Origin of the sequence: Rathayibacter sp. AY1C4 (genome assembly GCF_002932195.1) — a bacterium.
In the GTDB taxonomy this organism is placed as follows: Bacteria; Actinomycetota; Actinomycetes; order Actinomycetales; family Microbacteriaceae; genus Rathayibacter.
Genome location: NZ_PSWE01000005.1, coordinates 1 through 25818, shown reverse-complemented (window position 1 = coordinate 25818; position 25818 = coordinate 1). Strand labels below are relative to the sequence as shown.

Genomic DNA, 25818 nt, shown 5'->3' with positions numbered 1-25818 from the left:
CTGGGCAGATGAGACTCGGCAGGTCCCGCCGCACCTCCGGCCCGCGCGCCGTCCAGCCCGCCGCGCCCGTCGCCCCGGCCGCCCCCTCCCGGCCCGCTCCCGTCGCCGATTCGGCCTTCGTGAGCGACGGGATGCGCATCGCCGGCGCCTGGGCCTGGCGCGTCCTCGTCGTGGTCGCGGCGCTCGCGGTGCTGGTGCTGCTCGTCATCGAGCTGCGGCTGATCGTCATCCCGCTCCTGCTCGCGATCGTGATCGCCGCCCTGCTCGTGCCGTTCTCGAGCTTCCTCCAGCGCCACCGCTGGCCCAAGTGGGCCGCCGTCGTCCTGGCGGAGCTGGGGATCGTCGTGGTGATCGGCGGGCTCCTCTTCCTCGTCGTCACCCAGGTCTACTCCGGCTTCGACGATCTCAGCCGGCAGACGGTGCAGTCCTACGACGACTTCAAGGCCTTCCTCCTCGAGTCGCCGCTCCACCTCACCGAGACCGACATCAACCAGTACGCGCAGCAGGCGCTCACGGCCCTGCAGCAGGACTCGGGGATGCTGGTCAGCGGCGCGCTCAGCGTCGGCTCGACCGTCGGCCACCTGCTGACGGGCGTGCTGCTCACCCTCTTCTCGACGCTGTTCATCCTCATCGACGGGCCGAACATCTGGAGCTGGGTCGTCCGCCTCTTCCCGCGCCGCGCCCGCGGAGCCGTCGACGGCGCCGGTCGCGCAGGGTGGGTGACGCTGACCAACTTCGTGAAGGTGCAGATCCTGGTCGCCTTCGTCGACGCGGTCGGCATCGGCCTCGGCTCCTTCCTCCTCGGCGTCCCGCTGGCCATCCCGATCGGCGTGCTCGTCTTCCTCGGCTCCTTTGTGCCGGTCATCGGCGCCGTGGTGACCGGGGCGCTGGCCGTCTTCATCGCGCTGGTCTACAACGGACCGCTGATCGCGCTCTTCCTGCTGATCGTCGTCCTCGCGGTGCAGCAGCTCGAGGGCCACATCCTCCAGCCGCTGATCATGGGGTCGGCGGTCAAGGTCCACCCGCTGGCCGTCGTGCTCGCGGTGGCAGGAGGCTCGATCATCGGCGGCATCGCCGGCGCCTTCTTCGCGGTGCCCGTCGTGGCCACGCTCAACGTCATGGTCAAGTACGTCGCGAGCGGAGCCTGGCGCTCGCCGACCCGAACCCCCGAGAGAGTTGCCGCAGAGCATGCAGACTAGCCGCGTCGTCGGACCCGCCCTCCACGAGTTCGAGGCGGCCCGCGCCGTCCTCGCCCCCGTCATCGCCGCCACCCCCATGGAGACGAGCACCTTCCTCGCGCAGGTCCTCGGCTCGCCCGTGTTCCTCAAGTGCGAGAACCTCCAGCGCACCGGCTCCTACAAGATCCGCGGAGCGGTGTTCCGGATGTCGCGGCTCACCCCGGAGGAGCGGGCCCGCGGAGTCGTGGCGGCCTCGGCCGGCAACCACGCGCAGGGCGTCGCCTACGCGGCGCGGGAGCTGGGGATCAAGGCCACGATCTTCATGCCGATCGGCGTCGCGCTGCCCAAGCTCGCAGCCACCCGCGACTACGGCGCGGACGTGGTGCTGAGCGGCCACATCTTCAACGAGGCGCTCGCGGCGGCGGCGGAGTTCGCCGAGCGCACGGGCGCGGTCTTCGTTCCTCCCTACGACCACCCCGACGTGATCACCGGCCAGGGCACGGTCGGCCTCGAGATCCTCGAGCAGGCCCCCGCCGTCGAGACCATCGTGGTGCCCATCGGCGGCGGCGGCCTCATCGCCGGGGTCGCATCGGCGGCCAAGCAGAAGGCGGCCGAGGAGGGGCGCACGCTCCGCGTCATCGGCGTGCAGGCGGCCAACGCGGCGCCGTACCCGCTCTCGCTCGCAAGCGGCGAGCCGACCGCGATCACGATCTCTCCGACGATCGCCGACGGCATCGCCGTGGCGAAGCCGGGGCAGCTGAACTTCGCGATCGTCCGCGAGATGGTGGACGAGGTCGTCACCGTCGAGGACGACGACATCGCCCGGGCTCTGCTGGTGCTGCTGGAGCGGGCGAAGCTCGTGGTGGAGCCCGCGGGCGCGGTGGGCATCGCGGCGATCCTGACGGGGAAGATCCGCGACGCCGGAGCGACCGCGGTCATCCTGTCGGGCGGCAACATCGATCCGCTGATGATGGAGCGGGTGATCAGCCGGGGCCTGGCCGCGTCGGAGCGCTACCTCAAGATGAGCATCGGGCTGCCGGATCGTCCGGGGCAGCTGTCGCGCATCGCGGAGCTCATCTCGGAGGCGAACGCGAACGTGGTCGAGGTGCTGCACACCCGGCACGGCCGGGGCCTGCAGATCAGCGAGGTCGAGATCGAGATCAGCGTCGAGACCCGCGGCCCCGAGCACGCCGACCGCGTCATCCAGGTCCTCACCGACGCCGGCTACGCCCCCCGCATCTCCCGCAACTGACCGCTCGAGGGCGCCGCGGTGTTCTCCGCAGAGCGGAGGACAAAGCCGGTACCGGCGATCTCGCGCCCTCGCCGTCGCCGCGAAGCCTGCGCGGCGCTCCCGTTCGGAGAGGGCTGATCGTGGGTCGCGGCGTTCTCCGCAAGGCGGAGGAGGAAGCGGTACCGGCGGTATCGCGCCCGACGCTGTCGCCGCGAAGCCGGCGCCCCCCCCGTCTGGAGAGGGCTGATCGTGGGTCGCGGCGTTCTCCGCAAGGCGGAGGAGGAAGCGGTACCGGCGGTATCGCGCCCGACGCTGTCGCCGCGAAGCCGGCGCCCCCCCCGTCTGGAGAGGGCTGATCGTGNNNNAGGAGGCGGTACCGGCGGTATCGCGCCCGACGCTGTCGCCGCGAAGCCGGCGCCCCCCCCGTCTGGAGAGGGCTGATCGTGTGTCGCGGCGTTCTCCGCAAGGCGGAGGAGGAAGCCGGTACCGGCGGTATCGCGCCCGACGCTGTCGCCGCGAAGCCGGCGCCCCCCCCGTCTGGAGAGGGCTGATCGTGTGTCGCGGCGTTCTCCGCAAGGCGGAGGAGGAAGCGATACCGGCGGTATCGCGCCCGACGACAACGCCGCGGAGAGCGCCGCGACGTGCGATCAGTGGCCGGACCAGGTCTCGACGTTGGCGACGCGGACCTCGATCTCCCGCCCGTTGGGTGCCGTGAAGCGGGCGGTGTCGCCGACGTTCAGGCCCATGATCGCCGATCCGAGGGGGCTCTGGGGGCTGTAGACGTCGAGGTCGCTCTCGCCCGCCATCTCGCGGTTGCCGAGGAGGAAGCGGGACTCGTCGCCGGCGATCTCGGCGGTGATGATGGTGCCGGCCTCGACGACTCCGTGGCTCTCGGGGGGCGTGCCGATCTCGGCTTCGCGGAGGAGCGAGGTCAGCTGGCGGATGCGGGCCTCGATCTTGCCCTGCTCGTCCTTCGCGGCGTGGTAGCCGCCGTTCTCCTTCAGGTCGCCCTCCTCGCGGGCGACCTCGATGCGCTTGGCGATCTCCTCGCGTCCGTTGGTGGACAGCTCGGTGAGCTCCGCCTCGAGGCGGTCGTACGACTCCTGGGTCATCCAGGTCACCTGTGACTGGTCGGCCATGGTGGGCTCCTGCTCTGCGGGCCGCGCTCGCGGCGCCCGGCAGCACCGTGCGGAGGTGTCCGCGTCCGGCGGTGGGGACGGCCGGCGTCAGGCGGCGGTGGGAATGGCGAGGCCCCGACGAGTCCGTCAGGGCTTCGGGCAAGCCTACGGGAGCCAGCAGGAGGAGATCAAACCTGTGTTCGCGAGCTCGGTGGTGCGGACGGTCTCCGTGTAGGAGCGGAAGCGCTCCGTCGAGGCGGGGTACTCCACGACCAGCCAGCCGACCACGGCGGACTGCTCGTTGAGGGCCTGGACCGCGCAGGCGACTTCGCGGCCGACGGGCGCGGTGAGGTCGAAGGAGACGGTGACGGTGCGGTCGTCCACGACCTGGTGCGCGGTGTCCTGGACGTCCACCCCGCCGCGTGCTCCGTCGAGTCCGGCCCAGACGACCCAGGCGGCGAAGACGGCGACGAAGGCGAGCGCGACGCCGCCGAAGAGCCAGCGGTTGCCGCGGCGGGTGCGCGTCGTGCGGCCGTAGCGGGTGGCGAGGGGTCCGGCGGCGCGTACCGCGTCCGGATCGTGCGCGGGCGCGGCGGCTCCCTCGACGCTCTCGGACGTGCGGGCGGCCACGGAACTCCCTGGGTGATGCGTCTACTCTGGACGGGTGGCGCGCGTCCTTCGCGGACGGGAGCGCCGATCCCATTAAACCCCGAGGAATCGAGCGATCGTGTCCCAGGCCGTCGAGGTCTCCGTCGATTCGGAGGTGCGGGACACTCCGCGCCTCCTCGCCGTGCACGCCCATCCTGACGACGAGTCGAGCAAGGGCGCGGCTACACTGGCCGCCTACGCCTCGCGGGGCGCCGAGGTCATGGTGGTCTCCTGCACCGGAGGCGAGGCCGGCTCCGTGCTGAACGAGGGCCTCGAGGCCCGCGCGCACGCCGAGCGCGACATCGGCGGCCTCCGCCGCTACGAGATGGCGGCCGCTCGCGAGGCGCTCGGCGTCGAGCACGCCTGGCTCGGCTTCGTCGACTCCGGCATGCCCGAGGACGGGAAGGTCGACGCCGCCTCGTTCGCGGGTCTGCCGCTCGCCACGGCCGCCGCTCCGCTCGTGCGCCTGGTCCGCCGGTTCCGGCCGCACGTGATCATCAGCTACGACGAGAACGGCGGCTACCCGCACCCCGACCACATCCGCGCCCATCAGGTCGCCGTCGAGGCCTACCGCGCGGCGGGCCTCGCCGAGGAGTACCGGGACACGGGCGCTCCGTGGTCGGTCTCGAAGCTGTACTACGACCGCGTCTTCAGCGGCCAGAAGCTGCGGGCGATCGCCGAGCACCTGCGCTCGATCGACCCGGAGGACCCGCGCCTGTCGGTCTTCGAGGAGATGAAGCGCTGGAACGAGGACACCCCGTATCTCGCGACCACGCGGGTCGTGATCTCCGGCTTCCACGATCGGCGCGATGCGGCCCTGCTGGCTCACGCCAGCCAGGTCGCTCCGGACAACGCCTTCTTCTTCCTCCCGCACGAGGCGATCGACGCCGCCTGGCCGACCGACGACTTCCAGCTCGTCGAGAGCCGGGTCGACGCGCCGACGCCCGAGACGGATCTCTTCGCCGGTCTCGACCTGGCCGAGCTCGCCCCGGGCCCGACCGCGGTCGTCCCGCCGATCGCTCCCGACCCCGAGCCCTCGGGGGACGCCCCGGTGTCTCCGGAGCCCGACGGCTCCGGCGTCGTCGTCGCCGACGAGGTGCGCGCGTGATCGCCGCGCTGCTCGAGGGCGCCCAGCGCGCCGTCGTCCTCGCCTCCACGACGGTGCCGACCCCCGGCCCCGAGTTCAACGAGGACACGGTCACGCCGGGCCTCTTCGGCTTCATCACGATGCTCGTGATCGCTCTGGCGGCCGTCCTCCTCGCGCTCGACATGGTCCGGCGCGTGCGGCGCACCACCTACACCGCCCAGGTGAAGGAGCGGCTCGACGCCGAGGAGGCGGAGCGCAGCGAGGGCTGAGCCCGGCCCACAGCGGTGGGCCCGGGCCTCTCTAGGCGTTGTACGCGGGGTGGAGCGAGACGATCAGCGCCGCCGTCCAGTGGCAGAGGAACGCCACGGCCGTGAGCGCGTGGAAGATCTCGTGGAAGCCGAAGACGCCCGGGACCGGGTTGGGCTTCTTGATCCCGTAGATCACGGCTCCGGCGGAGTAGCAGAGCCCGCCGACGAGGACGAGCACCATCATCGTCGCGCTGGCCTCGAAGAGCGGACCGAGGTACATCACGGCCGCCCAGCCCAGCAGCAGGTAGAGCGGCACGTAGAGCCAGCGCGGCGCCCCGATCCAGAAGACGCGGAAGCCGATCCCGAGCAGCGCCCCCGCCCAGACCAGGACCAGCAGGAGCGTGCCCTGCGCGGGCGGCAGGGCGAGCACGGCCAGCGGCGTGTAGGTGCCGGCGATCAGCAGGAAGATGTTGGCGTGGTCGATCCGCTTGAGGATCATCTTCGTCCGCGGCTTCCAGTCGAAGCGGTGGTACAGAGCGGAGTTCCCGAAGAGCAGGAGCGACGTGGTCGCGAACACCGCGGCCGCCCACTTCGCCGCGGTCCCCTCCGCGACCACGATCAGCACCACTCCGGCGACGATCGCGAGCGGGAAGAGGCCGGCGTGGATCCAGCCGCGCCAGGTGGGCCGGACCTCCGCCGAGGAGTCGTGCTCGATCGCGTCCTCGACGAGGGGGAGGGCGGGCAGGTCCGGGCCGTCCGCTCCGACGGCGTCTCTGCCGCGGACAGTGCGGGCGCGGGGATCGGACGGGGGAGGCGTCGGCCGCTGGCTCATGCCGGACAGACTACGACGCCGTCCCGGGCCGACGCCGAGCGCCGCCGGGCTTCGAGGAGCGCCCCGGGTCGACTACCGTGTCACTGTGCCGAAGCCGAGACTGCCTGTGGGAAGGGACCTCCTCTACGGCGTCTACAAGAAGCGCCTCCGCTCGAGCCTTCCCCCCGACTCCCTGCCGAACCACGTCGCGATGATCATCGACGGCAACCGGCGCTGGGCGCGGCAGCGGGCCCTCGAGACCGCCGCGCACGGCCACCGGGCCGGCGCCGCCAAGGTGCACGAGTTCCTGCAGTGGTGCGACGAGCTCGGCGTGCGCCACGTCACCCTCTACCTGCTCTCGCAGGACAACCTCGTCGGCCGCGACAGCAGCGAGCTGACCGAGCTGATCGCGATCATCGCCGACCTCGCCGAGGAGGTCTCGCAGCAGCCCGACTGGCGCGTGCAGCACGTCGGCTCCGACGAGGGCCTCCCGCCCTCGCTCGTGGCCGCGCTCGACACGGCGGAGGCGCGCACCGCCTCCCACACGGGCCTGCACGTCAACCTCGCGGTCGGCTACGGCGGGCGGCACGAGATCGCCCAGGCCGTGCGGAGCATCCTGGAGGAGCACGGCAAGCGCGGCTCCTCCATCGAGGACGTCGCGGGCCTGCTGACCCCGGAGCTCATCGGCGAGCACCTGTACACCAGCGGGCAGCCCGACCCCGATCTGGTCATCCGCACCTCGGGGGAGCAGCGCCTCTCCGACTTCATGCTCTGGCAGAGCGCGCACAGCGAGTTCTACTTCATGGAGGCGCTCGGCCCCGACATCCGCGAGGTCGACTTCCTCCGCGCGCTCCGCGACTACGCCGGACGGCACCGCCGCTTCGGCAGCTGACCTCGCGGCTCCTGCCGCACCACCGACCGGAAGGGCCGGCATGAGCTCGAACGAGGCCACCTCCACCACGACCGAGGACTACCTCGCCGGCTTCGGCGAGGAGACCGGGTACCTCGACTTCGGCCGGGTGGGCCCGCTCTCGGCGACCGTCGCCGCCGAGCAGGAGGCGGCCGTCGAGCTGCTGGCGCGCGCGCGCAGCGGCACCCTCGACGAGCTGTTCCGGCAGGACGAGCGCGTCCGGGAGGCGGCGGCGGCGCTCGTGCGCGTCCCCAGCGACCGCGTCGTCTTCCAGCCCAACACCTCGACCGGCCTCCTGCACGCGCTGTTCGGCGCCTCGGGCGCGGTGCTGCTGTCGGCCGCGGAGTTCCCGAGCCTGCCGTTCGCGGCGGTGCGCTCGGCGCAGGCTCTCGGCTCGGTGGAGCCCCGCTGGCTGCGGACCGAGCAGGGACGGGTGACGCCGGAGGCGGTCCGCGAGCAGCTCACGGACGACGTGACGACCGTCGCGGTGAGCCTGGTCGACTCCCGCACGGGCTACCTCGCGGACGTCGCGGCGATCCGTGACGTGATCAGCGACCGGATGCTCGTCCTCGACGCGATCCAGGGCTTCGGCGTCGTCGACGCGCCCTACGAGCTGGCGGACGTGGTCGTCACCGGCGGCCAGAAGTGGCTCCGCGCCGGCTGGGGGACGGGCTTCCTCGCGCTCAGCGAGCGGGCGCTGTCGCAGCTGACCCCGGTGCTCTCCGGCTGGACGGGATCGCAGCAGGCGGAGCCGTGGGACGAGGTGGCTCCGCCGCGCGGCGACGCCCGCGCCTTCAGCATCAGCAACCCGGACCCGATCGCCCAGGCCCGGCTCGCGTCGGCGCTGGAGGAGGTCGCCGCGGTCGGGCAGTCGACGATCGCCGCGCTCGTGGCGGAGCGGGTCAGCGCGATCGTCGACCTCGCGGACGAGTTCGGACTGGCGGTCGTGGGCTCCCGCGGCGAGCACGAGCGCGCCGGCATCGTGGTCGTCGAGCCGGAGCCGGAGGAGCTGGCCCCGCTGGCAGCCTCCCTCGCCGCGCACGGCGTCACCGCGCGCCTGCGTCCGAGCACCGTCCGCTTCAGCGCGCACGCCGGCACCACCGACGCGACCCTCGCGCTGCTCCGCGCCGCCCTGATCTCGTCGGCCACGAGCATCGACTACTAGGCCGGATTCCGCGCGTTCACACACTGGTTACACATTCGTAGCGGTGAGAAGCACACGGATGTCATTCGCCGGGTTAGGTTCGAGTCATCAGGTACAGCGCCTGGTCGAGACGGCCACAGAAGTACGGCTCGACATCGCGCAGACGCCGAAGGGACACTGCGCGGTGCACGACACGCACCGATGAGACCGGCTCGAGGACATGAGCCGGGGGCTCCGGCCCCCGGAGTGTGGAGAGTCGTCGTGACAGTTCCCCAGGGCATGGATCCGCAGACCGGGACGCAGGGCGGCGTCCACCGCCGTGTCCAGCACGGCTCCTCGGATCCGGCCGATCAGCTCCTCCGCACCTACGTCCTGGACACCTCGGTGCTGCTGTCGGATCCGTCCTCGATGTTCCGGTTCGCGGAGCACGCCGTCGTGCTGCCGATCGTCGTCATCAGCGAGCTCGAGGGCAAGCGCAACGATCCCGAGATCGGCTACTTCGCCCGGCAGGCCCTGCGCCGCCTCGACGAGCTGCGCGTGCAGCACGAGCGCCTCGACTTCCCCATCGCCGTCGGCCGGGGCGGCACGCTCCGCGTCGAGCTCAACCACTCGAACATGTCGGTGCTGCCGAGCGGACTCCAGATGGGCGACAACGACGCGAGGATCCTCGCCGTCGCGCTCAACCTGCAGAGCGAGGGCGCCGCGGTCACCGTCGTGTCCAAGGACATGCCGATGCGCGTGAAGGCCGCCTCCATCGGCCTCGCCGCGGAGGAGTACCTGGCCGAGCAGGCCCCCGAGTCCGGTTGGACCGGCATGGACGACGTGACGCTCGGCGGCGACGCGATGAGCGAGCTCTACGACCGCGAGCGGCTCTTCACGGACGTCGTGGCCGACATCCCGGTCAACACCGGGCTCGTCGTCCACTCCGACCGCGGCTCCGCTCTCGCGAGGGTCACCGGCAAGCGGCAGATCACGCTGGTCCGCGGCGACAAGGACGTGTTCGGCCTGCACGGGCGGTCGGCGGAGCAGCGGCTCGCGATCGACCTGCTGCTCGACCCGGAGGTCGGCATCGTCTCGCTCGGCGGCCGGGCCGGCACCGGCAAGTCGGCGCTGGCGCTCTGCGCGGGCCTGGAGGCGGTGCTGGAGAAGCGCCAGCACAAGAAGATCATGGTCTTCCGGCCGCTCTACGCGGTGGGCGGCCAGGACCTCGGCTTCCTGCCCGGCGACGCCGCCGAGAAGATGAACCCCTGGGCGCAGGCGGTCTTCGACACGCTCGGGGCGCTGGTGTCGCAGAACGTGCTCGACGAGGTGATCGAGCGCGGGATGCTCGAGGTGCTGCCGCTCACGCACATCCGCGGGCGCTCGCTGCACGACGCGTTCGTGATCGTCGACGAGGCGCAGTCGCTGGAGCGGAACGTCCTGCTCACGGTGCTCTCGCGCGTCGGGCAGAACTCCCGGGTGGTGCTGACCCACGACGTGGCGCAGCGCGACAACCTCCGGGTCGGCCGGCACGACGGGGTCGCCTCCGTGATCGAGACGCTGAAGGGCCACCCGCTGTTCGCGCACGTCACGCTGACCCGCTCCGAGCGCTCGGCGATCGCCGCTCTGGTCACCGAGATGCTGGAGTCGAACGAGCTCGCCTGACGGGCTCGCCGTGCGTCCGGCCCGTGGGATCCGAGGATCCCCGGGCCGGGCGCGTCCCTGCAGGGCACCGGGGCGTAGCGTGGACGGGTGAGCATCCTCGACGACGCGCTCCTCGAGCGCTTCCGCACCCGCGCGGCCGACTACGACGAGCGCAACGCGTTCTGCGCGGACGACCTGGAGGAGCTGCGCTCGATCGGCTACCTGGCGCTGCTCGTCCCCGAGGAGCTCGGCGGTGCCGGCCTCGGCCTGGAGCAGGCGGCCGCCGAGCAGACGCGCCTCGCGACGGCCGCGCCCGCGACCGCGCTCGCCGTCAACATGCACCTGGTCTGGACCGGGATCGCGCGACTCCTGCTCGAGCGGGGCGACGACTCCCTCCGCTCGGTCCTCGTCGACGCCGCGGCGGGTCACGTCTTCGCCTTCGGCAACAGCGAGGCGGGCAACGACCTGGTGCTCTCGGATTCGCTGACGCGGGCGGAGCCGCTCGGGGACGGCGGCTACCGCTTCACCGGAACGAAGGTCTTCACCTCCCTCGCGCCCGCCTGGACGCGGCTCGGCGTGTTCGGCCGCGACGACAGCGGGTCGGAGCCACGGCTCGTGCACGGCTTCGTGCACCGTGAGAGCCCGGAGTCTCCGGTCGCCGGGCTCGAGGTCCGCGACGACTGGGACACGCTCGGCATGCGGGCGACCCAGAGCCGCACGACGGTGCTCGACGGCGTCGTCGTCCCGGCCGAGCGGATGATCCGCTCGCTGCCCGTCGGACCGACCGCCGACCCCTTCGTCTTCGCCGTCTTCGCGGCCTTCGAGGTGCTGATCTCCTCGGTCTACCTCGGTGTCGCGCAGCGCGCGCTCGAGCTCGCCGTCGCCTCCGTCCGCCGACGGACCTCCCTCCGGGCGGGAGGGCGGCCACTGGCGGAGGACCCCGAGGTGCGGCACCGGGTGGCTGAGACCGGGATGCTGCTCGACGGGCTCGAGGCGCCCCTGCGCACGGCGGCGGCCGACGTGGACGCGCTCGTCGACCGCGGCGCGCGCTGGTTCCCCTCGCTGGTCGGGGTGAAGATCCGCACCACGGAGGGAGCGCTCCGCGTGGTCGAGAGCGCCGTCCGGATCGCGGGCGGGTCGGCGTACCAGCGCAGGTCGGAGCTCGGCCGCCTCTACCGCGACGTGCTCGCCGGGCAGTTCCACCCCTCCGACGACGCGTCGGCGCATGGCGCCTGGGCGTCGCTCCTGCTGGGACCGCTGCCGCCGCACGACTGAGGCCGGGATGGGACCCGCCGCCGCCCGAGCACGCCGGCGGGCCGCCCTGTGGAGAACTCCGACGCCCCGAGGGCGTCGCCCCCTAGTCTCGGCGGATGCTCCGCGGATCTCTGCTCGACCGGGCCGCCCTGCTCCTCGGCGCCCTGGTGCTCCTCCTGATCGGGGCCCCGCACCTCGATCGGGCGCCCGGCCTCGTCCCGGTGGCGCTCGCGAGCGTGCCGCTGGTGCTGGCGGACGTGCGCGGGCACCGGCTCCCGAACGCGGTCACGCTCCCGCTGCTGGTGGTCGGAGCCGTCCTCGCGCCCACGGCGGGGACGCTTCTCGCCGTCCTCGCGACGGTGCTGTGCCTGGGCGTGCTGCATGCGGCGGGCGGGCTGGGCCTCGGCGACGTGAAGCTCCAGGCGGCCCTCGCACCGCCGCTCGCGGCTCTCGGACCCGAGCAGGTCGTCGCCGCGCCCGCTGTCGGCTTCGCGGTGGCAGGGCTGTGGGTGCTCGTGCTGCGCGTCCGCGGACGGGTCGCGTTCGGACCGTTCCTGCTCACGGGGTTCTGGCTGGTGCTCTGACGGCCCGCCTCCGCGCCGAGCGCAGGGACGGGCCGTCGGAGGGCCGGGCTCAGCCGGGGTGGGTCATCGACATGACGTCGAGGGCGCTGTCGAGCTGCTCCTCCGTCACCTCGCCGCGCTCGACGAAGCCGAGGTCCACGACCGACTCTCGGACGGTGATCCCCTTGGCGACCGAGTTCTTCGCGACCTTGGCGGCGGCCTCGTAGCCGATCACCTTGTTGAGCGGCGTGACGATCGAGGGGGAGGACTCGGCGAGGGCGCGGGCGTGCTCGACGTCGGCCTCGAGGCCGTCGACGGTCTTGTCGGCGAGCAGCACGGCGGAGTTCGCGAGCAGGCGGATCGACTCCAGCAGCGCCGTCCCCATGACGGGGATCGCGACGTTGAGCTCGAAGGCGCCCGAGGCGCCCGCCCAGGCGATGGTGGCGTCGTTGCCGATCACGCGCGCGCAGACCATGAGGACGGCCTCCGGGATCACCGGGTTCACCTTGCCGGGCATGATCGAGGATCCGGGCTGGAGGTCGGGGATCCGCAGCTCTCCGAGGCCGGTGTTGGGGCCGGAGCCCATCCAGCGGAGGTCGTTGTTGATCTTGGTCAGGCTCACCGCGAGCACGCGCAGCGCTCCGGAGGCCTCGACCAGCGAGTCCCGCGCGCCCTGGGCCTCGAAGTGGTTGCGGGCCTCGGTGACGGGCAGGCCCGTCTCCTCCGCGAGGCGCGCGATGACCTTCTGCGGGAATCCGGCGGGGGTGTTGATCCCGGTGCCGACCGCGGTGCCGCCGAGCGGGACCTCGGCGACGCGGGGGAGCGCCGACTGCACGCGCTCGATGCCGAGGCGGATCTGCGCGGCGTAGCCGCCGAACTCCTGGCCGAGCGTGACCGGGGTGGCGTCCATCAGGTGGGTGCGGCCGGCCTTGACGACCTCGGCCCACTGCTCCGCCTTGACCTCGAGCGACTCGGCGAGCTGCTCGAGCGAGGGGATCAGCGACTCGATGAGCGCGCCGGTGACGGCGACGTGGACCGAGGTGGGGAACACGTCGTTGGAGGACTGCGAGGCGTTGACGTGGTCGTTCGGGTGCACGGTGCGTCCGAGGGCCGTGGTCGCCAGCGAGCCCAGCACCTCGTTCATGTTCATGTTCGAGGACGTGCCCGAGCCGGTCTGGTAGACGTCGATCGGGAAGTGCGCGTCGTAGCCGCCCCCGACGACGAGGTCGGCCGCGTCGGCGATCGCCGTGGCGATGTCGGCGTCGAGCACGCCCAGCTCGGCGTTGGCCAGCGCCGCCGCCTTCTTGATGCGCGCGAGGGCCGCGATCTGGGCCGGCTCGAGGCCCGCACCCGAGATCGGGAAGTTCTCGACCGCCCGCTGGGTCTGCGCGGCGTAGAGGGCGTCGCGGGGGACCCGCACCTCGCCCATCGTGTCGTGCTCGATGCGGAAGTCGCCGGAGTCGTCGGTCGGGGAGTGATCCACCACGCTGTGTTCGTCCTTGTCTGATCGGTTGGTGCTGTGCTGTCCGGAGCCGCTCACGCGGGATCCGATCCCACCGCGCTCGGAGCGGCGGCGGAGGAGGCCGAGCCGGAGTCGCGCTCCAGCTCGGAGACGTAGGGGCTGAGCTCGGGCGGATCGATGCCGAGCACGACATCGGACATCACGGTGCCGTCCGAGAGCCGGTAGTTGGCGCCGACGAGGGCGAGCCGCCCGGTCGCGACAGCGTCGGCGATCAGCGGGGAGCGCTGGAGCAGCTCGGCGACCGTGTCGCGCAGGTGCTCGCGGCCGACGGCCAGCGCATCGGTCGCCGACGGGTCGACGAGCACGCGGCCGTCCGGCTGAGCACCCACGAGGCGGCGCACCGCGGGGATGATCGGCTCGATCAGGTGCTCGATGTGCGGGGGGAGCCGCTCGGCGCCGGGCGCCTGCGACTGGATCGCCGCCCGGACCGCTCCGCACTCGTCGTGGCCGAGCACGAGCAGCACCTTCACGCCGAGAACGGCGACGCCGTACTCCAGCGAGCCGATGATGGAGTCGGCGATCACCTGGCCGGCGTTGCGGACGACGAAGAGGTCGCCGAGCCCCAGGTCGAAGATGATCTCGGCCGCGAGGCGGGAGTCGCTGCAGCCGAAGAGCGCGGCGAGCGGGGCCTGCGCGGCGGCGAGCTCGGCGCGGCGCTCGACGTCCTGGCGGGGGTGGCGGGGCTCGCCGGCGACGAAGCGCTGGTTGCCGCGGAGCATCTCCTTCCAGACCCACGCCGGCGGGCGGGACTCGCGGGGGACGGTGCTGCTGGTTCCGAGGCTCATCGAGACTTCTCCTGGCCGATCTGCGGGGTGATGGCGTCCACGACCCGGCGGATCTCGTCCGTCGGGGCCGTGCCGTAGACGAGGTAGGTGCTGGAGCCCTCCGTCGTCTCGAGTGCGTAGGGCGTGTTGCCGGTGTCGTCGCCGGAGTCGCGGTGGTCGTAGACGGTCCAGTCGCGGCCGTCGATCGTCTCGACGCCGGTCGCCGCCCGGCGGTCGAGCTGCGTCGCGACCCAGGCCGCGTCCGCGTCGAGCCCCTGGCTCAGGCCGATGTAGCCCGCCTTCGGGGTGATCAGGCCGACGTACCAGTAGTCGGTGCCGTTCTCGCGGCGGAGCTCGGCCGCGTTGGACTTCCAGCCCTCGGGCAGGGTGGGGACGGCGAGCGTCTGCTCCTCGCCCAGCTGGACCTGCGCGGCGACGCGGGGGACATCGACCGAGGAGAGCTCCACGGTGTCGCCGCGGGGGACGAGCAGGACGATGAGCGCCACGGCGCCGACGGTCGCGAGCAGCGAGAAGACGAGGTTGTTGACCGTCTTGCGCTGACGGTAGAGCCGGGAGTTCTCGGCCTTGCGTGCGGCCGTCTCGGCCGCCGTCTCCGGGCGCCCGAGCTCGGCGACGACCCGCGCGGGCTTCGCGCGGCTCATCCGGCGGCCGCCCCTCCGGAGCGGGCCGCGTCCAGCCGGGCGCGTGCTCCGATCAGCCACTCCTCGCAGCGGGCGGCGAGGGCCTCGCCGCGCTCCCACAGGGCGAGCGAGCGCTCGAGGGTGGAGCTGCCCTGCTCGAGCTCGGACACGACGCGGACGAGCTCGTCGCGCGCCTGCTCGTAGGAGAATCCCGAGACGTCGGAGTCGGTCGCCGGGGCGTCGGGGGAGTCTGGCATGGGTCTGATCCTATCGATCGGGGCTGAGGGGGACGGGTGGCGCGTCGGGCTCAGGACCGGCCGGCGGGATCGCCGGTAGGCCCCTCGGAGCGGGCGCCGACGGCCCCCTCCGCGAGCGTGAGGACGAGTGCGCCGCCGGCCGGTGCGTCGCCGGGCGCCCGGACGACGTGCCCGGCCGCGTTCTGGACGATCGCGTAGCCGCGGTCGAGGGTGTGCTGGGGGGAGAGGGCGCGCAGGTGGCCGTGCAGGCGCTCGACCTCGAGGTGCGCGCGCTCGAGGCGGCGGTCCACCAGCTCGGCGCCGCGCGCCACCCAGCGGGTCAGCTCCTCGGAGTGCCGGTCGACCAGCACGTGCGGCTGGGCGAGCACCGGCCGCGAGCGCAGCTGCGAGAGCCGGTCGATCTCGTGCGAGACGAGCCCGCTCACGCGGCCGGTCATCCGCAGTCGGGCCTGCTGCACGCGCAGCAGTTCGTCGGAGACGTCGGGCACGACCCTCTTCGCGGCGTCGGTGGGAGTGGAGGCGCGCAGGTCGGCGACGTCGTCGAGCAGCGGGCGGTCGGCCTCGTGGCCGATCGCGCTGACGACCGGAGTGGAGCAGGCGGCGACGGCGCGCACGAGCGCCTCGTCGCTGAAGCCGAGCAGGTTCTGGAAGTCACCGCCTCCGCGGGCGATCACGATCACGTCGATGCTGTCGTCGGCCTCGAGGGTCCGCAGGGCCGAGAGCACCTCCGGGACCGTCCGGTCGCCCTGCACGGCCGAGTGGACCACCCGGAAGCGCACGGCCGGCCAGCGCAGCTGCGCGTTCCGCAGCACGTCCTTCTCGGCGTCCGAGTCCTTGCCGGTGATGAGGCCCACGCCGTGCGGGAGGAACGGCAGCGGCTTCTTGCGGGAGGCGTCGAACAGCCCCTCCGACGCGAGCTGCCGGCGGAGCCGCTCGAGCTTCTCCAGCAGATCGCCCAGGCCGACGTGGCGCATCTCGAAGACCTGCATCGAGAGCGTGCCGCCCTTGACCCAGTAGTTGGGCTTCACCAGCGCGATGACCCGATCGCCCTGCTTGAGGTCGGCCGGGAGGCGGCTCCGCACCGACGACCAGACGGTGAAGCCGACCGTCGCGTCTCCGGACAGGTCCTTCAGCTTCCCGTAGACGTTGCCGCCGGACGCGCCCCACTGGGTGATCTCGCCCTCGACCCACGCGGTGCCGAGGCGCTCGATCCAGCCCTTGATCTTGCTGGCGAGCAGGCCGACCGGCCAGGGTGCGTCGGCGGTGGGTGGGGCGTCGGTCATCGCTGCCTCTGCTCGGAGGGACGGGGGGAGCGGGAGTGCCCTCCCGCGACGACAACGGTACGGGACGGGTCCGACACCGGGACGGCCCGGGCACAGGATGCACCACGTAGAATCAGGGGGTGAGCCAAGTCCCGATCAGCCTGCCCATGCCGCGCATGCCCCGCGCCACAGGGCGTCTGCGCGACGTCCCCGTCGAGGGCCGCAAGCGCGTCCTCCTCGCCGCGCCCCGCGGCTACTGCGCCGGAGTCGACCGCGCGGTCGTCGCCGTCGAGAAGGCCATCGAGCACTACGGTGCCCCGGTCTACGTGCGCAAGCAGATCGTGCACAACGTGCACGTCGTCTCCACGCTCGAGAGCCAGGGTGCCATCTTCGTCGACGAGGTCGACGAGGTGCCCGAGGGATCGCACATCGTCTTCAGCGCGCACGGCGTCTCACCGGCGGTCGTCCAGGGCGCGGCCGACCGCAGTCTCCAGGCGATCGACGCGACCTGCCCCCTGGTGACGAAGGTGCACCGCGAGGCCGTCCGCTTCGCGCGCGACGACTTCGAGATCCTCCTCATCGGCCACGAGGGCCACGAAGAGGTCGAGGGCACCGCGGGCGAGGCTCCCGATCACGTCACCCTCGTCGGCAGCCCCGACGACGTGCCGAACATCGTCGTGAAGGACCCGGACAAGGTCGTCTGGCTCTCGCAGACGACGCTCTCGGTCGACGAGACGATGGAGACGGTGCGCCGTCTCCGCGAGCGCTTCCCCAACCTGCAGGACCCGCCGAGCGACGACATCTGCTACGCCACACAGAACCGCCAGGTCGCGATCAAGAAGGTCGCCGCGGGCGCCGAGCTGGTCATCGTCGTCGGCTCCGCGAACTCCTCCAACTCCGTGCGCCTCGTCGAGGTCGCCCTCGAGTACGGCGCGAAGGCCGCCTACCGGGTCGACTACGCGAGCGAGATCAAGCAGGAGTGGCTCGAGGGCATCCGCACCGTCGGCGTCACCAGCGGCGCCTCGGTGCCCGAGGTGCTCGTCCAGGAGGTCCTCGACGACCTCGCCGCCGCCGGGTACGGCGATGTCGAGGAGGTCAAGACGGCGGAGGAGGACCTGATGTTCTCGCTCCCCAAGGAGCTGCGCAAGGACGTCGCCGGCAAGCGCGACGCCCGCGGCGTCGGTGGACGCATCAGCGCGGGAGCGGGCGCCTAGAGCGTTCCGGCCCGGACACGGAAGAGGCCGCCCTCCCTCGGGAGCGGCGGCCTCTTCCGTGTGCGGTGGAACGGGGATCGACGCTAGACGTCGGTGCCGGCGCCGCCCTGCGAGCCCGACATGCGCGTGACGTACTCCGCGAACGTCGGGTCGCCCAGGATGGCGATCGCCGCGACGATCAGGGAGAGCAGCACGGTCGCCGCGATCCCGAGGATCGGGACGAGCACGGCGCGCTTGCCGGCGCGGAGCCGCCGGATCGAGATCCACACCGCGAAGGCGACGATCAGCGACTGCGCGAGCGCCACCACGACGCCGAGGATCCGTGCGAGCTCCGGCGACGCGTAGGTGCCGATGGCCTGGGAGCGGTAGAGCTCCTGGAGGGTCGTCGCGAAGCTCGAGGGATCGAGCAGCGTCGGCACGGCGAAGAACACGCCGAGCGCGAGCAGCACGATCGTGAGCAGGCGGTCGACGGGATGCGCGACGGGCTTCGCGGCCGGAGCGGTCGCGGGCCTCGGATCGGTCTCCGACCCCCTCGGGTCGGGGACGACCACGGCGTCCTCCGGCGGCTGCCACGACCAGCCGGGCGGCGCGTACTCGCCGTACTGCGGCTCCGGACGCCTGTCGCCCGGCTGATCGTGTGCGTTCGTCACGGAGCGGTGCCCTACTTCCCGGAGTTCCCGGCCGAGCCGAGCTGACGGGTCGCCTCGGCGACGCGCGCGGCCATCGCGGTCTCGGCGATCTTGCCCCACGAGCGCGGGTCGTAGACCTTCTTGTTGCCGACCTCGCCGTCGACCTTGAGGAAGCCGTCGTAGTTCTTCAGCACGGTGTCCGCGACGGAGCGGCTGAACGCGTACTGCGTGTCGGTGTCGATGTTCATCTTGACGACGCCGTTGCGGACCGCCTCGGCGATCTCCTCGTCGGTCGAGCCCGAGCCGCCGTGGAAGACGAGATCGAGGGGGAGCGCGCCGGTGCCGTACTTCGCCTGCAGGCCGTCCTGGATCTCGCGGAGCAGCTCCGGGCGCAGTCGGACGTTGCCCGGCTTGTAGACGCCGTGGACGTTGCCGAAGGTGAGGGCGGCCATGTAGCGGCCCTGCTCGCCGAAGCCGAGGGCCTCGACGGTCGCGATCGCGTCGTCGAGCGTGGTGTAGAGGTGCTCGTTGATGTCGTGCGAGACGCCGTCCTCCTCGCCGCCGACGACGCCGATCTCGACCTCGAGGATGGCGTTGATGTTCTTGACGCGCGGGAGGATCTCCTTCGCGATGGCGAGGTTCTCGTCGAGCGGGATCGCGGAGCCGTCCCACATGTGCGACTGGAAGAGCGGCTCGCGACCGGCCTTGACCTCCTCCTCGGAGGCGGCGATCAGCGGGTAGACGAAGCCCTCGAGCGCGTTCTGCGGGCAGTGGTCGGTGTGGAGCGCGACCGTGACCGGGTAGTTCTTGGCGACCTCGGTCGCGAACCTCGCGAAGGCGATCGCGCCTGCCGCGCGGTTCTTCACGGTGTGGCCGGCGAAGTAGTCCGCGCCTCCGGTGGTGACCTGGATGATGCCGTCCGAGCCCGCCTCGGTGAGGCCCTGGAGGACCGCGTTGATCGTCTGCGACGACGAGACGTTGAACGCCGGGTAGGCGAAGCCGCCCGCCTTCGCCTTGTCGAGCATCTCTGCGTACTGGTCCGGGGTAGCGACGGGCATGGCATCTCCTTTGACGGATGAACGAAGGGGGGGTCGGGCGAGGCCCGCGTCGCGGACGAGTCTAGCGAGGCGCCCCTCCGCGGTCCCTCCGCCCGTGGAGGGCCCTGGACTAGGCTTCGGGCAGGGATGGGGATCCGCTCCGCGGGTCCTGCGACGACGTGCACGAACTCGACGACGAAGGACTCCGCTCTGTGATCGACAACGACTCGCTCTACCTCCACCCCGACCGCAACCTCGGCATGGAGCTCGTCCGCGCCACCGAGGCCGCCGCGATCCGCGCCGTGCCCTTCATCGGCAAGGGCGACAAGAACGCCGCCGACGGCGCAGCGGTCGACGCCATGCGCACCTTCCTCGGGACCGTGAACTTCGACGGAGTCGTCGTGATCGGCGAGGGCGAGAAGGACAACGCGCCCATGCTCTTCAACGGCGAGCATGTCGGCAACGGCTCGGGGCCCGCCGCCGACATCGCCGTCGACCCGATCGACGGCACCTCGCTGACCGCGGCCGGGCGCCAGAACGCGCTCTCGATGATCGCCGTCGCCGACCGCGGCGCGATGTTCGACCCCTCCGCCGTGTTCTACATGGAGAAGATCGTCACCGGGCCCGAGGGCGTCGGGATCATCGACATCCAGCGCCCGATCGGCGAGAACATCCGCGCCCTGGCCCGCGCCAAGCGCAAGCCCGTCGAGGAGATGCGCATCGCGGTGCTGGACCGCCCGCGCCACGCTCAGCTGATCGAGGACATCCGCGCGGCCGGAGCCGGCACGCGCCTCCTGCTCGACGGCGACGTCGCGGGCGGCATCAACGCCGCTCGCCACGACTCCCGACTCGACATGTGCGTCGGCACCGGAGGCACGCCCGAGGGCATCATCACGGCCTGCGCCATCCGCGCGCTCGGGGGAGTCATCCAGGGCATCCTCCGCCCGAAGGACGACGACGAGCGCCAGCGTGCCATCGACGCCGGGCACGACCTCGACCGCGTGCTCCACGCCAACGACCTCGTCCGCAGCGACAACACCTACTTCGTCGCGACCGGAGTGACGAACGGCGGGCTCGTGAAGGGCGTGCGCAAGGAGGGCCACGTCATCACGACGGAGTCCATCGTGCTGCGCTCCCGCTCGGGCACCATCCGCCGCGTGACCGCCCAGCACCTCGCGGAGAAGTGGGTCTAGGCCGTCACGCTCTCTCAGAGACGCCGCACTGCTGCCGAGGCGCCGCTCCGCTGACGGCGCACTCGTCGAGTGCGGCGGCGTCTCGGCGTGCAGGACGCGGAAGGACACCGGCCTCGGTCACCGAGGCGAGCGGGCGGGGCCGCGGCGGGTCTCGAGACGCCTCGCGGGCGCTCCTCCGCCGAGCCGCGGAGGTGGAGCGCCGTCGCGAGCTGCGGTCGTCCCGGTGTCGAGCCGGATGGACGGCGCCGGTCGCGCCCGGCCTGCACGCCCGGTGCTCGCTCAGCGGGGACCCGGGACCCTACGCGCTCCGCTCGGACTCGTCGTCCGCGGCGAGCAGCTCGACGGCGGTGAGGCGGCGCGGCGAGGAGGCGACTCCTCCGACCGGGGCGATGACGCGCGACTCGTCGAGGGAGTCGAACTGGCGCGCGGTGACCAGCACGCGGCTCTCGAGCGAGCCGGCGAAGGCGTTGTAGGAGTCGACCGTCTTCTCGAGCGAGCGGCGCAGGCCCTCGGCGTGGTCGGCGAGGGTGCCGAGACGGGCGTAGAGCGTCTTGCCGAGGTCGAGCAGGCGCTTGGCGTCGTCGGTGAGCACGTCCTGCTGCCAGGTGTAGGCGACGGTCTTCAGCACCGACCACAGGGTCACGGGCGAGGCGAGGGCGACGCGCTTGCGGAACGCGTACTCGAGCAGGCTCGGGTCGGCGTCGAGCGCGCTCGCGAGCAGCGGCTCGCTCGGCACGAACGCGATGACGAACTCGGGGCTCGCCGGGAGACCGGTCCAGTAGGAGCGGGCGGCCAGCGCGTCCACATGGCCGCGGAGGGCGCGGACGTGCGCGCGCAGGAGCCCCGCGCGCCGCGCCTCCTCCTCTCCGCCGGCGCCCGCGGGGATCGCGCTCGCCTCCAGGTACGCGTCGAACGGCACTTTGGCGTCCACCGCGATCGCCTTGCCGCCAGGCAGGCGGACCACCATGTCGGCGCGGCCGCGGCCCGCCTCGCCCTCGAGGCCGAACTGCACGTCGAAGTCGACCCGCTGGGTGAGCCCGGCGGCCTCGACGACGTTCCGCAGCTGCGTCTCGCCCCAGGCGCCGCGGCTCGTGGTGGAGCGGAGCGCGGACGCGAGGGTCTCGGTCGTCGAGCGCAGCTGCTCGCCCGCCGCGCGCTGCCCCTCGAGCTGCTCGGTGATCGCCCCGAACTGGGCGGCGCGCTCGCGTTCGAGCCGGCCGACCGCCTCCTGCATGCCGCGCAGGCTCTCGGCGACGGGGGAGAGCGTCTGCAGGATGCGCGCGTCGTGCCGCTCGCGCTCGGCGACGACGCGCAGCTGCTCCTGGAGCTCGCGGATCTGGTCGCGGGCGGAGCCGAGGTGCTCGCGGTGCTGCTCGACGACGGCCTCGTGGCGATCCTCCAGGCCCTCCGCGCGTGCGCGGGCCGTCGCGAGGTCGAGGGCGAGGGCGGCGTCGGGCGTGCGGGAGCGGGCGAGGAGGACGGCCACGACTCCCGCGAGGAGCGCGCCGACCACCAGGCCGAGGACGAAGGAGAGATCCATGCCGCCGATGACACCACGCACCTCCGACATCGAGCGATCGACGCGCCACGACCACCGAACGAGGGCCAGGACGCCCTGCGACCGCCTCGTAGACTTCGCGATCATGGGGAATCACCACCGCTCATCGCGCCTGCTCACGGTCGCGCTCGCTCTCGCCGTCGGGTTCGGCGCCGCCCTCGTCCCGATCACCTCCGCCTCGGCCGCCGAGGACGCGCCGTCGACCGTCTCGGTCGAGACCGGCGCTCTCGACGCGTCCCTCGACCGCGCCGACCTCGGCGTCCCGGACCAGTCGACGCAGTACAGCGCCGAGGAGACGAAGAGCTTCCGCGCCGGCTTCATCGTCAGCGACGCCCAGTTCTTCGACGGCGACGCGCTGAGCACCGGTCAGGTGCAGTCGCTCCTGAACGAGAAGGGCAGCCGGTGCTCCACCGCCGGCACCGCCCCCTGCCTCAAGAACTTCTCGCAGGCGACGCCGTCCAAGGCGGCGGACGCGATGTGCAGCGCCTACCAGGGCTCCGGCAGCGAGTCGTCGGCCTCGATCTTCACGCGCGTCGGCCTGGCCTGCGGCATCAACCCGCTCGCCCTGGTCGTGCTCGTGCAGAAGGAGCGGAGCCTCGTCACCGACGCGACGCCCAGCCCCGAGGACTACGCCAAGGCGACCGGCTACAACTGCCCGGACACCGCGGCGTGCGACCCCGGCTCGGCGGGCTTCTTCACGCAGGTCTACAGCGCGGCCCGCCAGTTCAAGCGCTACGCCAACCCGCCCGGCTCCGGCTCGAACTTCACCACCTACGCTCCGGGCACGACGCCGAACGTCGCCTACTACCCGAGCACCGCGTGCGGCTCCTCGCCGGTCACCATCCGCAACCAGGCCACGGCCGACCTCTACTACTACACGCCGTACCAGCCCAACGACTACGCGCTCACCGGCTCCGGCAACGCGGCCTGCGCGACCTACGGCAACATCAACTTCTGGTACCTCTTCAGCGACTGGAACCCGAACGGCACCCTGGCCAACGCCGGGATCGCCCCCGCGGGACGCGTCGACGCCCCGCGCATCTCGGGCAGCACCCTGAGCGTGTCCGGCTGGGCCGTCGATCCGACGACGCAGCAGGCCGCGCTGACCACGACGGTCACGGTGACGGGCCCCGACGGCACCCGCACGGTCCGCACGCAGACCGCGAACGGCGACCGCGGTGACATCCCGGGCGAGTACTCCGTCGCCGGCCGCGCCCACGGCTTCGGCGCCACCACGCCCGTCTCGGCACCCGGCACCTACCAGGTCTGCGTCTCCGCCGACTCCGTCGACTGGAACCGCTGGGTCGGCACGGGCGACTCCCGGGGCCCCGGCCGGAAGGATCTCGGCTGCTCGTCCGTGAGCACGTCGGCCGGGATCGACGTCTCGCGCCTGGCCGGCACGGACCGCCAGGGCACCGCCGTCGCGATCTCGAAGGCCGTCTTCCGCACGAACGTCCCGGTCGTCTACATCGCGACCGGCGCCAACTTCCCCGACGCCCTGAGCGCCGCCCCTGCCGCGGCCAAGCAGGGCGGTCCGCTGCTCCTGGTCGACCGGGACTCGATGTCGCAGCCCGTTCGCGACGAGCTCAGCCGGCTCAAGCCGGCGAGGATCGTCGTGGTCGGCTCCGCACTGAGCGTCGGCGACGGCCTGCTGAACCAGCTGAGGTCCTACTCGCCGACGGTGGACCGCATCGGAGGGAAGGACCGCTACGACACGTCCAGGCTCATCATCCAGAGCGCGTTCTCGGGCGGCTCGACGCGGGCCTGGCTCGCCACGGGCGAGAAGTTCCCCGACGCGCTCGGCGCGAGCGCCGCGGCCGGCTCCGTCGACGCGCCCGTCGTCCTCGTGAACGGCACCGGCAGCACGGCCGACGCCGTGACGAAGGGCATCCTCTCGAAGCTCAAGGTGCAGAACCTCACCATCGCGGGCAGCCCCCTGTCGGTGAGCGAGGGGATCAAGAACTCGCTTCCGGTGCCGACGATCACCCGCATCGGCGGAGTCGACCGCTACGACACCTCGGAGCAGCTGAACCGGGCAGCCTTCTCGAGGGCCGAGACCGTGTTCCTGGCGACGGGCGAGAACTTCCCCGACGCCCTCGCCGGAGCCACGGCGGCGGGCTACTCGAACAGCCCGCTGTTCGCCGTGCCGACGAACTGCGTGCCCCGCGCCGTCCTGACCGACATCGCGAAGTCGGGAGCTCAGCGGGTCGTCCTCCTCGGCGGTCCCACCACCCTCTCGGAGGACGTCGCGCGCCTCACCCCCTGCGGCTGATCGCCCGCGGCCCCGCCACTAGCGTGGAGGGATGACCCCGACCGCACCGTCCCCGACCGGCGTCCGACGCCGGCGGGGCGGTGCGGTCGTCGTCGGGGCGCTGGTGGCGCTCCTGCTTGGAGGGTCCGTCGACGGCACGCGCCTCGCCGCGGTGCCGTCCGAGCCGCAGACCGTCCGGCTGTGGACCTTCCTCCAGCCGGGCCCCGTCGCGGCCGACTTCGACCCGGGCGACCTGATCTCCGACGAGGTCTTCTTCGCCGGCGACGCGCTCGGACCGCTCACGGTGCAGGCGTTCCTCGACGCCCGCGTCCCCGACTGCGCGGGCGGGCCGGTGCCGTGCCTGCGCGACTACGCCGAGGACACCGCGGCGATCACGGCCGACGAGCAGTGCGATGCGCTGCCCGCCGGACGCGACGTCCCGGCCGCGGAGATCATCACCTCGGTCGCCGGCGCGTGCGGCGTGAATCCGGCCGTCCTCCTGGTGCTGCTGCAGAAGGAGCAGTCGCTCGTGACCGATCCGGAGCCGAGCGAGCGGCAGTTCCGCAGCGCCACGGGCTACGGCTGCCCGGACACCGCGGACTGCGACACGGACTCCTACGGCTTCGCCGCGCAGGTGTACGGAGCGGCGTGGCAGTTCCAGCGCTACCGGAATCCGGACTCGAGCTTCGACTGGTACCCGGTCGGCGCGGCCAGCGACGTCCGCTACTCCCCGGACGAGTCCTGCGGTACCGCCCCGGTGACGATCGCCAACGCGGCCACGGCGGGTCTCTACTACTACACGCCGTACCAGCCGAACGCGGCGGCGCTCGCGAATCTCTACGGCGAGGGCGACGACTGCTCGGCCTACGGGAACCGGAACTTCTGGCGCATCTTCAGCACCTGGTTCGGCGACCCCCGCGGCTGAGCCGATCGTCTCGAGCAGGCTCGGCATGACGGACGTCAGGCGGCGACGGGAGCCTTCGGGCGCAGGCGCTTCACGGAGACGCCGGCCAGCTCGCCGAGCTCGGCCATGCTCGCGGCGCCGTGCCGCCGGGCCGCGTGCACGACGATCGCGGCGCACGCCTCGGCATCGGCCGACGCGTCGTGGTGGCGGAAGTCCTCGAAGCCCGCGGCCATGGCGACGACGGGGAGGCGGTAGGAGTCGAGCTCGTACGTCTTGCGGGCGAGCTGTAGCGAGCAGAGGTAGTCGTACTCGGGGTGCTCGAGGGAGGTCGCCGCGCAGGCCGCGCGGATGACGCCCATGTCGAAGCCGGCGTTGTGCGCGACGAACACGTCCTCGCCGGCGAAGGCCGCCAGGTCGGCGAACTGGTCGACCCAGGAGGCGGCGGCGTGCACGTCGTGCTTGCGGATGCCGTGGATCCGCGTGTTCCACTCGAGGAAGTCGTCGTACCCCAACGGCGGGCGGATGAGCCAGCCGGCGCGGTCGACGACGCGGCCGTCGCGGACCTTGACGAGCCCGACGGAGCAGGCGGAGGCCCCGTGCGAGTTGGCGGTCTCGAAGTCGATGGCGGTGAAGTCGATGGGCACGCTCCAGCCTCTCACGCACCTCCGACGCCGCCGGGAGGATGCGCTCGGAGCCGAAGATCCCGGCGAGCACCTCGAGGCGGGAGTCGGGCAGGTTCACCACACCCACGTTCGGCTCGATCGTCGCGAA

Annotated in this window: 24 protein-coding genes and 1 pseudogene; 13 read left to right on the top strand and 12 right to left on the bottom strand. The window is 72.4% G+C overall.

Annotated elements, in window-relative coordinates:
• Positions 1–8 precede the first annotated feature (8 nt).
• Positions 9–1199 carry an AI-2E family transporter gene (locus tag C5C99_RS03750; RefSeq protein ID WP_104225517.1) on the top strand — a complete coding sequence of 397 codons (1191 nt, stop codon included), beginning with the start codon at positions 9–11 and terminating at the stop codon, positions 1197–1199.
• A complete protein-coding gene (gene ilvA / locus C5C99_RS03745) occupies positions 1189–2430 on the top strand; it encodes a threonine ammonia-lyase (RefSeq protein ID WP_104224429.1) in 1242 nt (413 codons plus the stop codon). Before C5C99_RS03750 ends, ilvA begins: the two co-directional genes overlap by 11 nt.
• A gap of 626 nt (positions 2431–3056) precedes the next feature.
• Here ilvA and greA read toward each other — a convergent pair.
• Entirely contained in the window at positions 3057–3548 is a 492-nt protein-coding gene (greA, locus tag C5C99_RS03740) for a transcription elongation factor GreA (protein WP_104225519.1), read from the bottom strand.
• Between the two features lie 144 nt (positions 3549–3692).
• Positions 3693–4157, bottom strand: a complete 465-nt coding sequence (locus C5C99_RS03735; RefSeq protein ID WP_104319088.1) for a DUF4307 domain-containing protein — start codon at positions 4155–4157, stop codon at positions 3693–3695.
• 97 nt (positions 4158–4254) lie between these two features.
• Between C5C99_RS03735 and mca the strand changes: the two genes are divergently transcribed.
• On the top strand, positions 4255–5283 hold the full coding sequence (gene mca, locus C5C99_RS03730) for a mycothiol conjugate amidase Mca (RefSeq protein WP_258063623.1): 1029 nt from the start codon (positions 4255–4257) through the stop codon (positions 5281–5283).
• Positions 5280–5531, top strand: coding sequence for a hypothetical protein (locus C5C99_RS03725; protein ID WP_104224426.1), 252 nt, complete (start codon positions 5280–5282; stop codon positions 5529–5531). Before mca ends, C5C99_RS03725 begins: the two co-directional genes overlap by 4 nt.
• Before the next feature lie 31 nt (positions 5532–5562).
• Here the strand turns inward: C5C99_RS03725 and C5C99_RS03720 are convergent, their stop codons facing one another.
• On the bottom strand, positions 5563–6342 hold the full coding sequence (locus tag C5C99_RS03720) for a hemolysin III family protein (protein ID WP_104237521.1): 780 nt from the start codon (positions 6340–6342) through the stop codon (positions 5563–5565).
• 106 nt (positions 6343–6448) lie between these two features.
• Here C5C99_RS03720 and C5C99_RS03715 point away from each other — a divergent pair, with 106 nt between their 5' ends.
• From C5C99_RS03715 to C5C99_RS03695, 5 genes are all read left to right on the top strand, one after another.
• Positions 6449–7213 carry an isoprenyl transferase gene (locus C5C99_RS03715; RefSeq protein ID WP_279630826.1) on the top strand — a complete coding sequence of 255 codons (765 nt, stop codon included), beginning with the start codon at positions 6449–6451 and terminating at the stop codon, positions 7211–7213.
• A gap of 40 nt (positions 7214–7253) precedes the next feature.
• Positions 7254–8396 (top strand): aminotransferase class V-fold PLP-dependent enzyme, encoded by a 1143-nt coding sequence (locus C5C99_RS03710; protein ID WP_104339613.1) that lies wholly within the window; start codon positions 7254–7256, stop codon positions 8394–8396.
• A gap of 258 nt (positions 8397–8654) precedes the next feature.
• Positions 8655–10019 carry a PhoH family protein gene (locus C5C99_RS03705; protein WP_104224423.1) on the top strand — a complete coding sequence of 455 codons (1365 nt, stop codon included), beginning with the start codon at positions 8655–8657 and terminating at the stop codon, positions 10017–10019.
• An 87-nt stretch (positions 10020–10106) separates the two neighbouring features.
• Positions 10107–11273 (top strand): acyl-CoA dehydrogenase family protein, encoded by a 1167-nt coding sequence (locus C5C99_RS03700; protein WP_104339612.1) that lies wholly within the window; start codon positions 10107–10109, stop codon positions 11271–11273.
• Positions 11274–11368: 95 nt separating this feature from the next.
• Positions 11369–11836: a prepilin peptidase gene (locus C5C99_RS03695; RefSeq protein ID WP_104339611.1), complete on the top strand. Its 468-nt coding sequence runs from the start codon at positions 11369–11371 to the stop codon at positions 11834–11836.
• 49 nt (positions 11837–11885) lie between these two features.
• Here C5C99_RS03695 and C5C99_RS03690 read toward each other — a convergent pair whose 3' ends face one another.
• From C5C99_RS03690 to xseA, 5 genes and pseudogenes are all read right to left on the bottom strand, one after another.
• Complete coding sequence (locus tag C5C99_RS03690) at positions 11886–13301, bottom strand: aspartate ammonia-lyase (protein WP_104224420.1); 1416 nt, start codon at positions 13299–13301, stop codon at positions 11886–11888.
• A gap of 50 nt (positions 13302–13351) precedes the next feature.
• Entirely contained in the window at positions 13352–14122 is a 771-nt protein-coding gene (locus C5C99_RS03685) for a carbonic anhydrase (protein WP_208543312.1), read from the bottom strand.
• Positions 14119–14763: a DUF4245 domain-containing protein gene (locus C5C99_RS03680; protein ID WP_104336931.1), complete on the bottom strand. Its 645-nt coding sequence runs from the start codon at positions 14761–14763 to the stop codon at positions 14119–14121. Before C5C99_RS03680 ends, C5C99_RS03685 begins: the two co-directional genes overlap by 4 nt.
• Positions 14760–14999, bottom strand: coding sequence for an exodeoxyribonuclease VII small subunit (locus C5C99_RS03675; RefSeq protein WP_104224418.1), 240 nt, complete (start codon positions 14997–14999; stop codon positions 14760–14762). The genes C5C99_RS03680 and C5C99_RS03675 overlap by 4 nt, the downstream gene beginning before the upstream one ends.
• A gap of 10 nt (positions 15000–15009) precedes the next feature.
• Positions 15010–16282: pseudogene (gene xseA, locus C5C99_RS03670) on the bottom strand (exodeoxyribonuclease VII large subunit).
• 146 nt (positions 16283–16428) lie between these two features.
• Here xseA and C5C99_RS03665 point away from each other — a divergent pair.
• On the top strand, positions 16429–17475 hold the full coding sequence (locus C5C99_RS03665; RefSeq protein ID WP_104232760.1) for a 4-hydroxy-3-methylbut-2-enyl diphosphate reductase: 1047 nt from the start codon (positions 16429–16431) through the stop codon (positions 17473–17475).
• Positions 17476–17558: 83 nt separating this feature from the next.
• Here the strand turns inward: C5C99_RS03665 and C5C99_RS03660 are convergent, their stop codons facing one another.
• On the bottom strand, positions 17559–18125 hold the full coding sequence (locus C5C99_RS03660) for a DUF6264 family protein (protein WP_104339610.1): 567 nt from the start codon (positions 18123–18125) through the stop codon (positions 17559–17561).
• Between the two features lie 11 nt (positions 18126–18136).
• A complete protein-coding gene (fbaA, locus tag C5C99_RS03655) occupies positions 18137–19162 on the bottom strand; it encodes a class II fructose-bisphosphate aldolase (RefSeq protein ID WP_104224414.1) in 1026 nt (341 codons plus the stop codon).
• Between the two features lie 239 nt (positions 19163–19401).
• On the opposite strand from fbaA, the gene glpX reads away from it, so the two are divergent.
• A complete protein-coding gene (glpX, locus tag C5C99_RS03650; protein ID WP_097165697.1) occupies positions 19402–20334 on the top strand; it encodes a class II fructose-bisphosphatase in 933 nt (310 codons plus the stop codon).
• 298 nt (positions 20335–20632) lie between these two features.
• On the opposite strand, the gene C5C99_RS03645 is transcribed toward glpX, so the two are convergent.
• A complete protein-coding gene (locus C5C99_RS03645) occupies positions 20633–21874 on the bottom strand; it encodes a DNA recombination protein RmuC (protein WP_219813600.1) in 1242 nt (413 codons plus the stop codon).
• A gap of 103 nt (positions 21875–21977) precedes the next feature.
• Here C5C99_RS03645 and C5C99_RS03640 point away from each other — a divergent pair, with 103 nt between their 5' ends.
• Together C5C99_RS03640 and C5C99_RS03635 are read left to right on the top strand one after the other, a co-directional pair.
• Entirely contained in the window at positions 21978–24164 is a 2187-nt protein-coding gene (locus C5C99_RS03640; RefSeq protein ID WP_104339608.1) for a cell wall-binding repeat-containing protein, read from the top strand.
• A 31-nt stretch (positions 24165–24195) separates the two neighbouring features.
• Positions 24196–25068, top strand: a complete 873-nt coding sequence (locus C5C99_RS03635; protein WP_104339607.1) for a hemagglutinin — start codon at positions 24196–24198, stop codon at positions 25066–25068.
• Between the two features lie 35 nt (positions 25069–25103).
• On the opposite strand, the gene C5C99_RS03630 is transcribed toward C5C99_RS03635, so the two are convergent.
• Positions 25104–25691, bottom strand: coding sequence for an exonuclease domain-containing protein (locus C5C99_RS03630; RefSeq protein ID WP_104224410.1), 588 nt, complete (start codon positions 25689–25691; stop codon positions 25104–25106).
• Positions 25692–25818 lie beyond the last annotated feature (127 nt).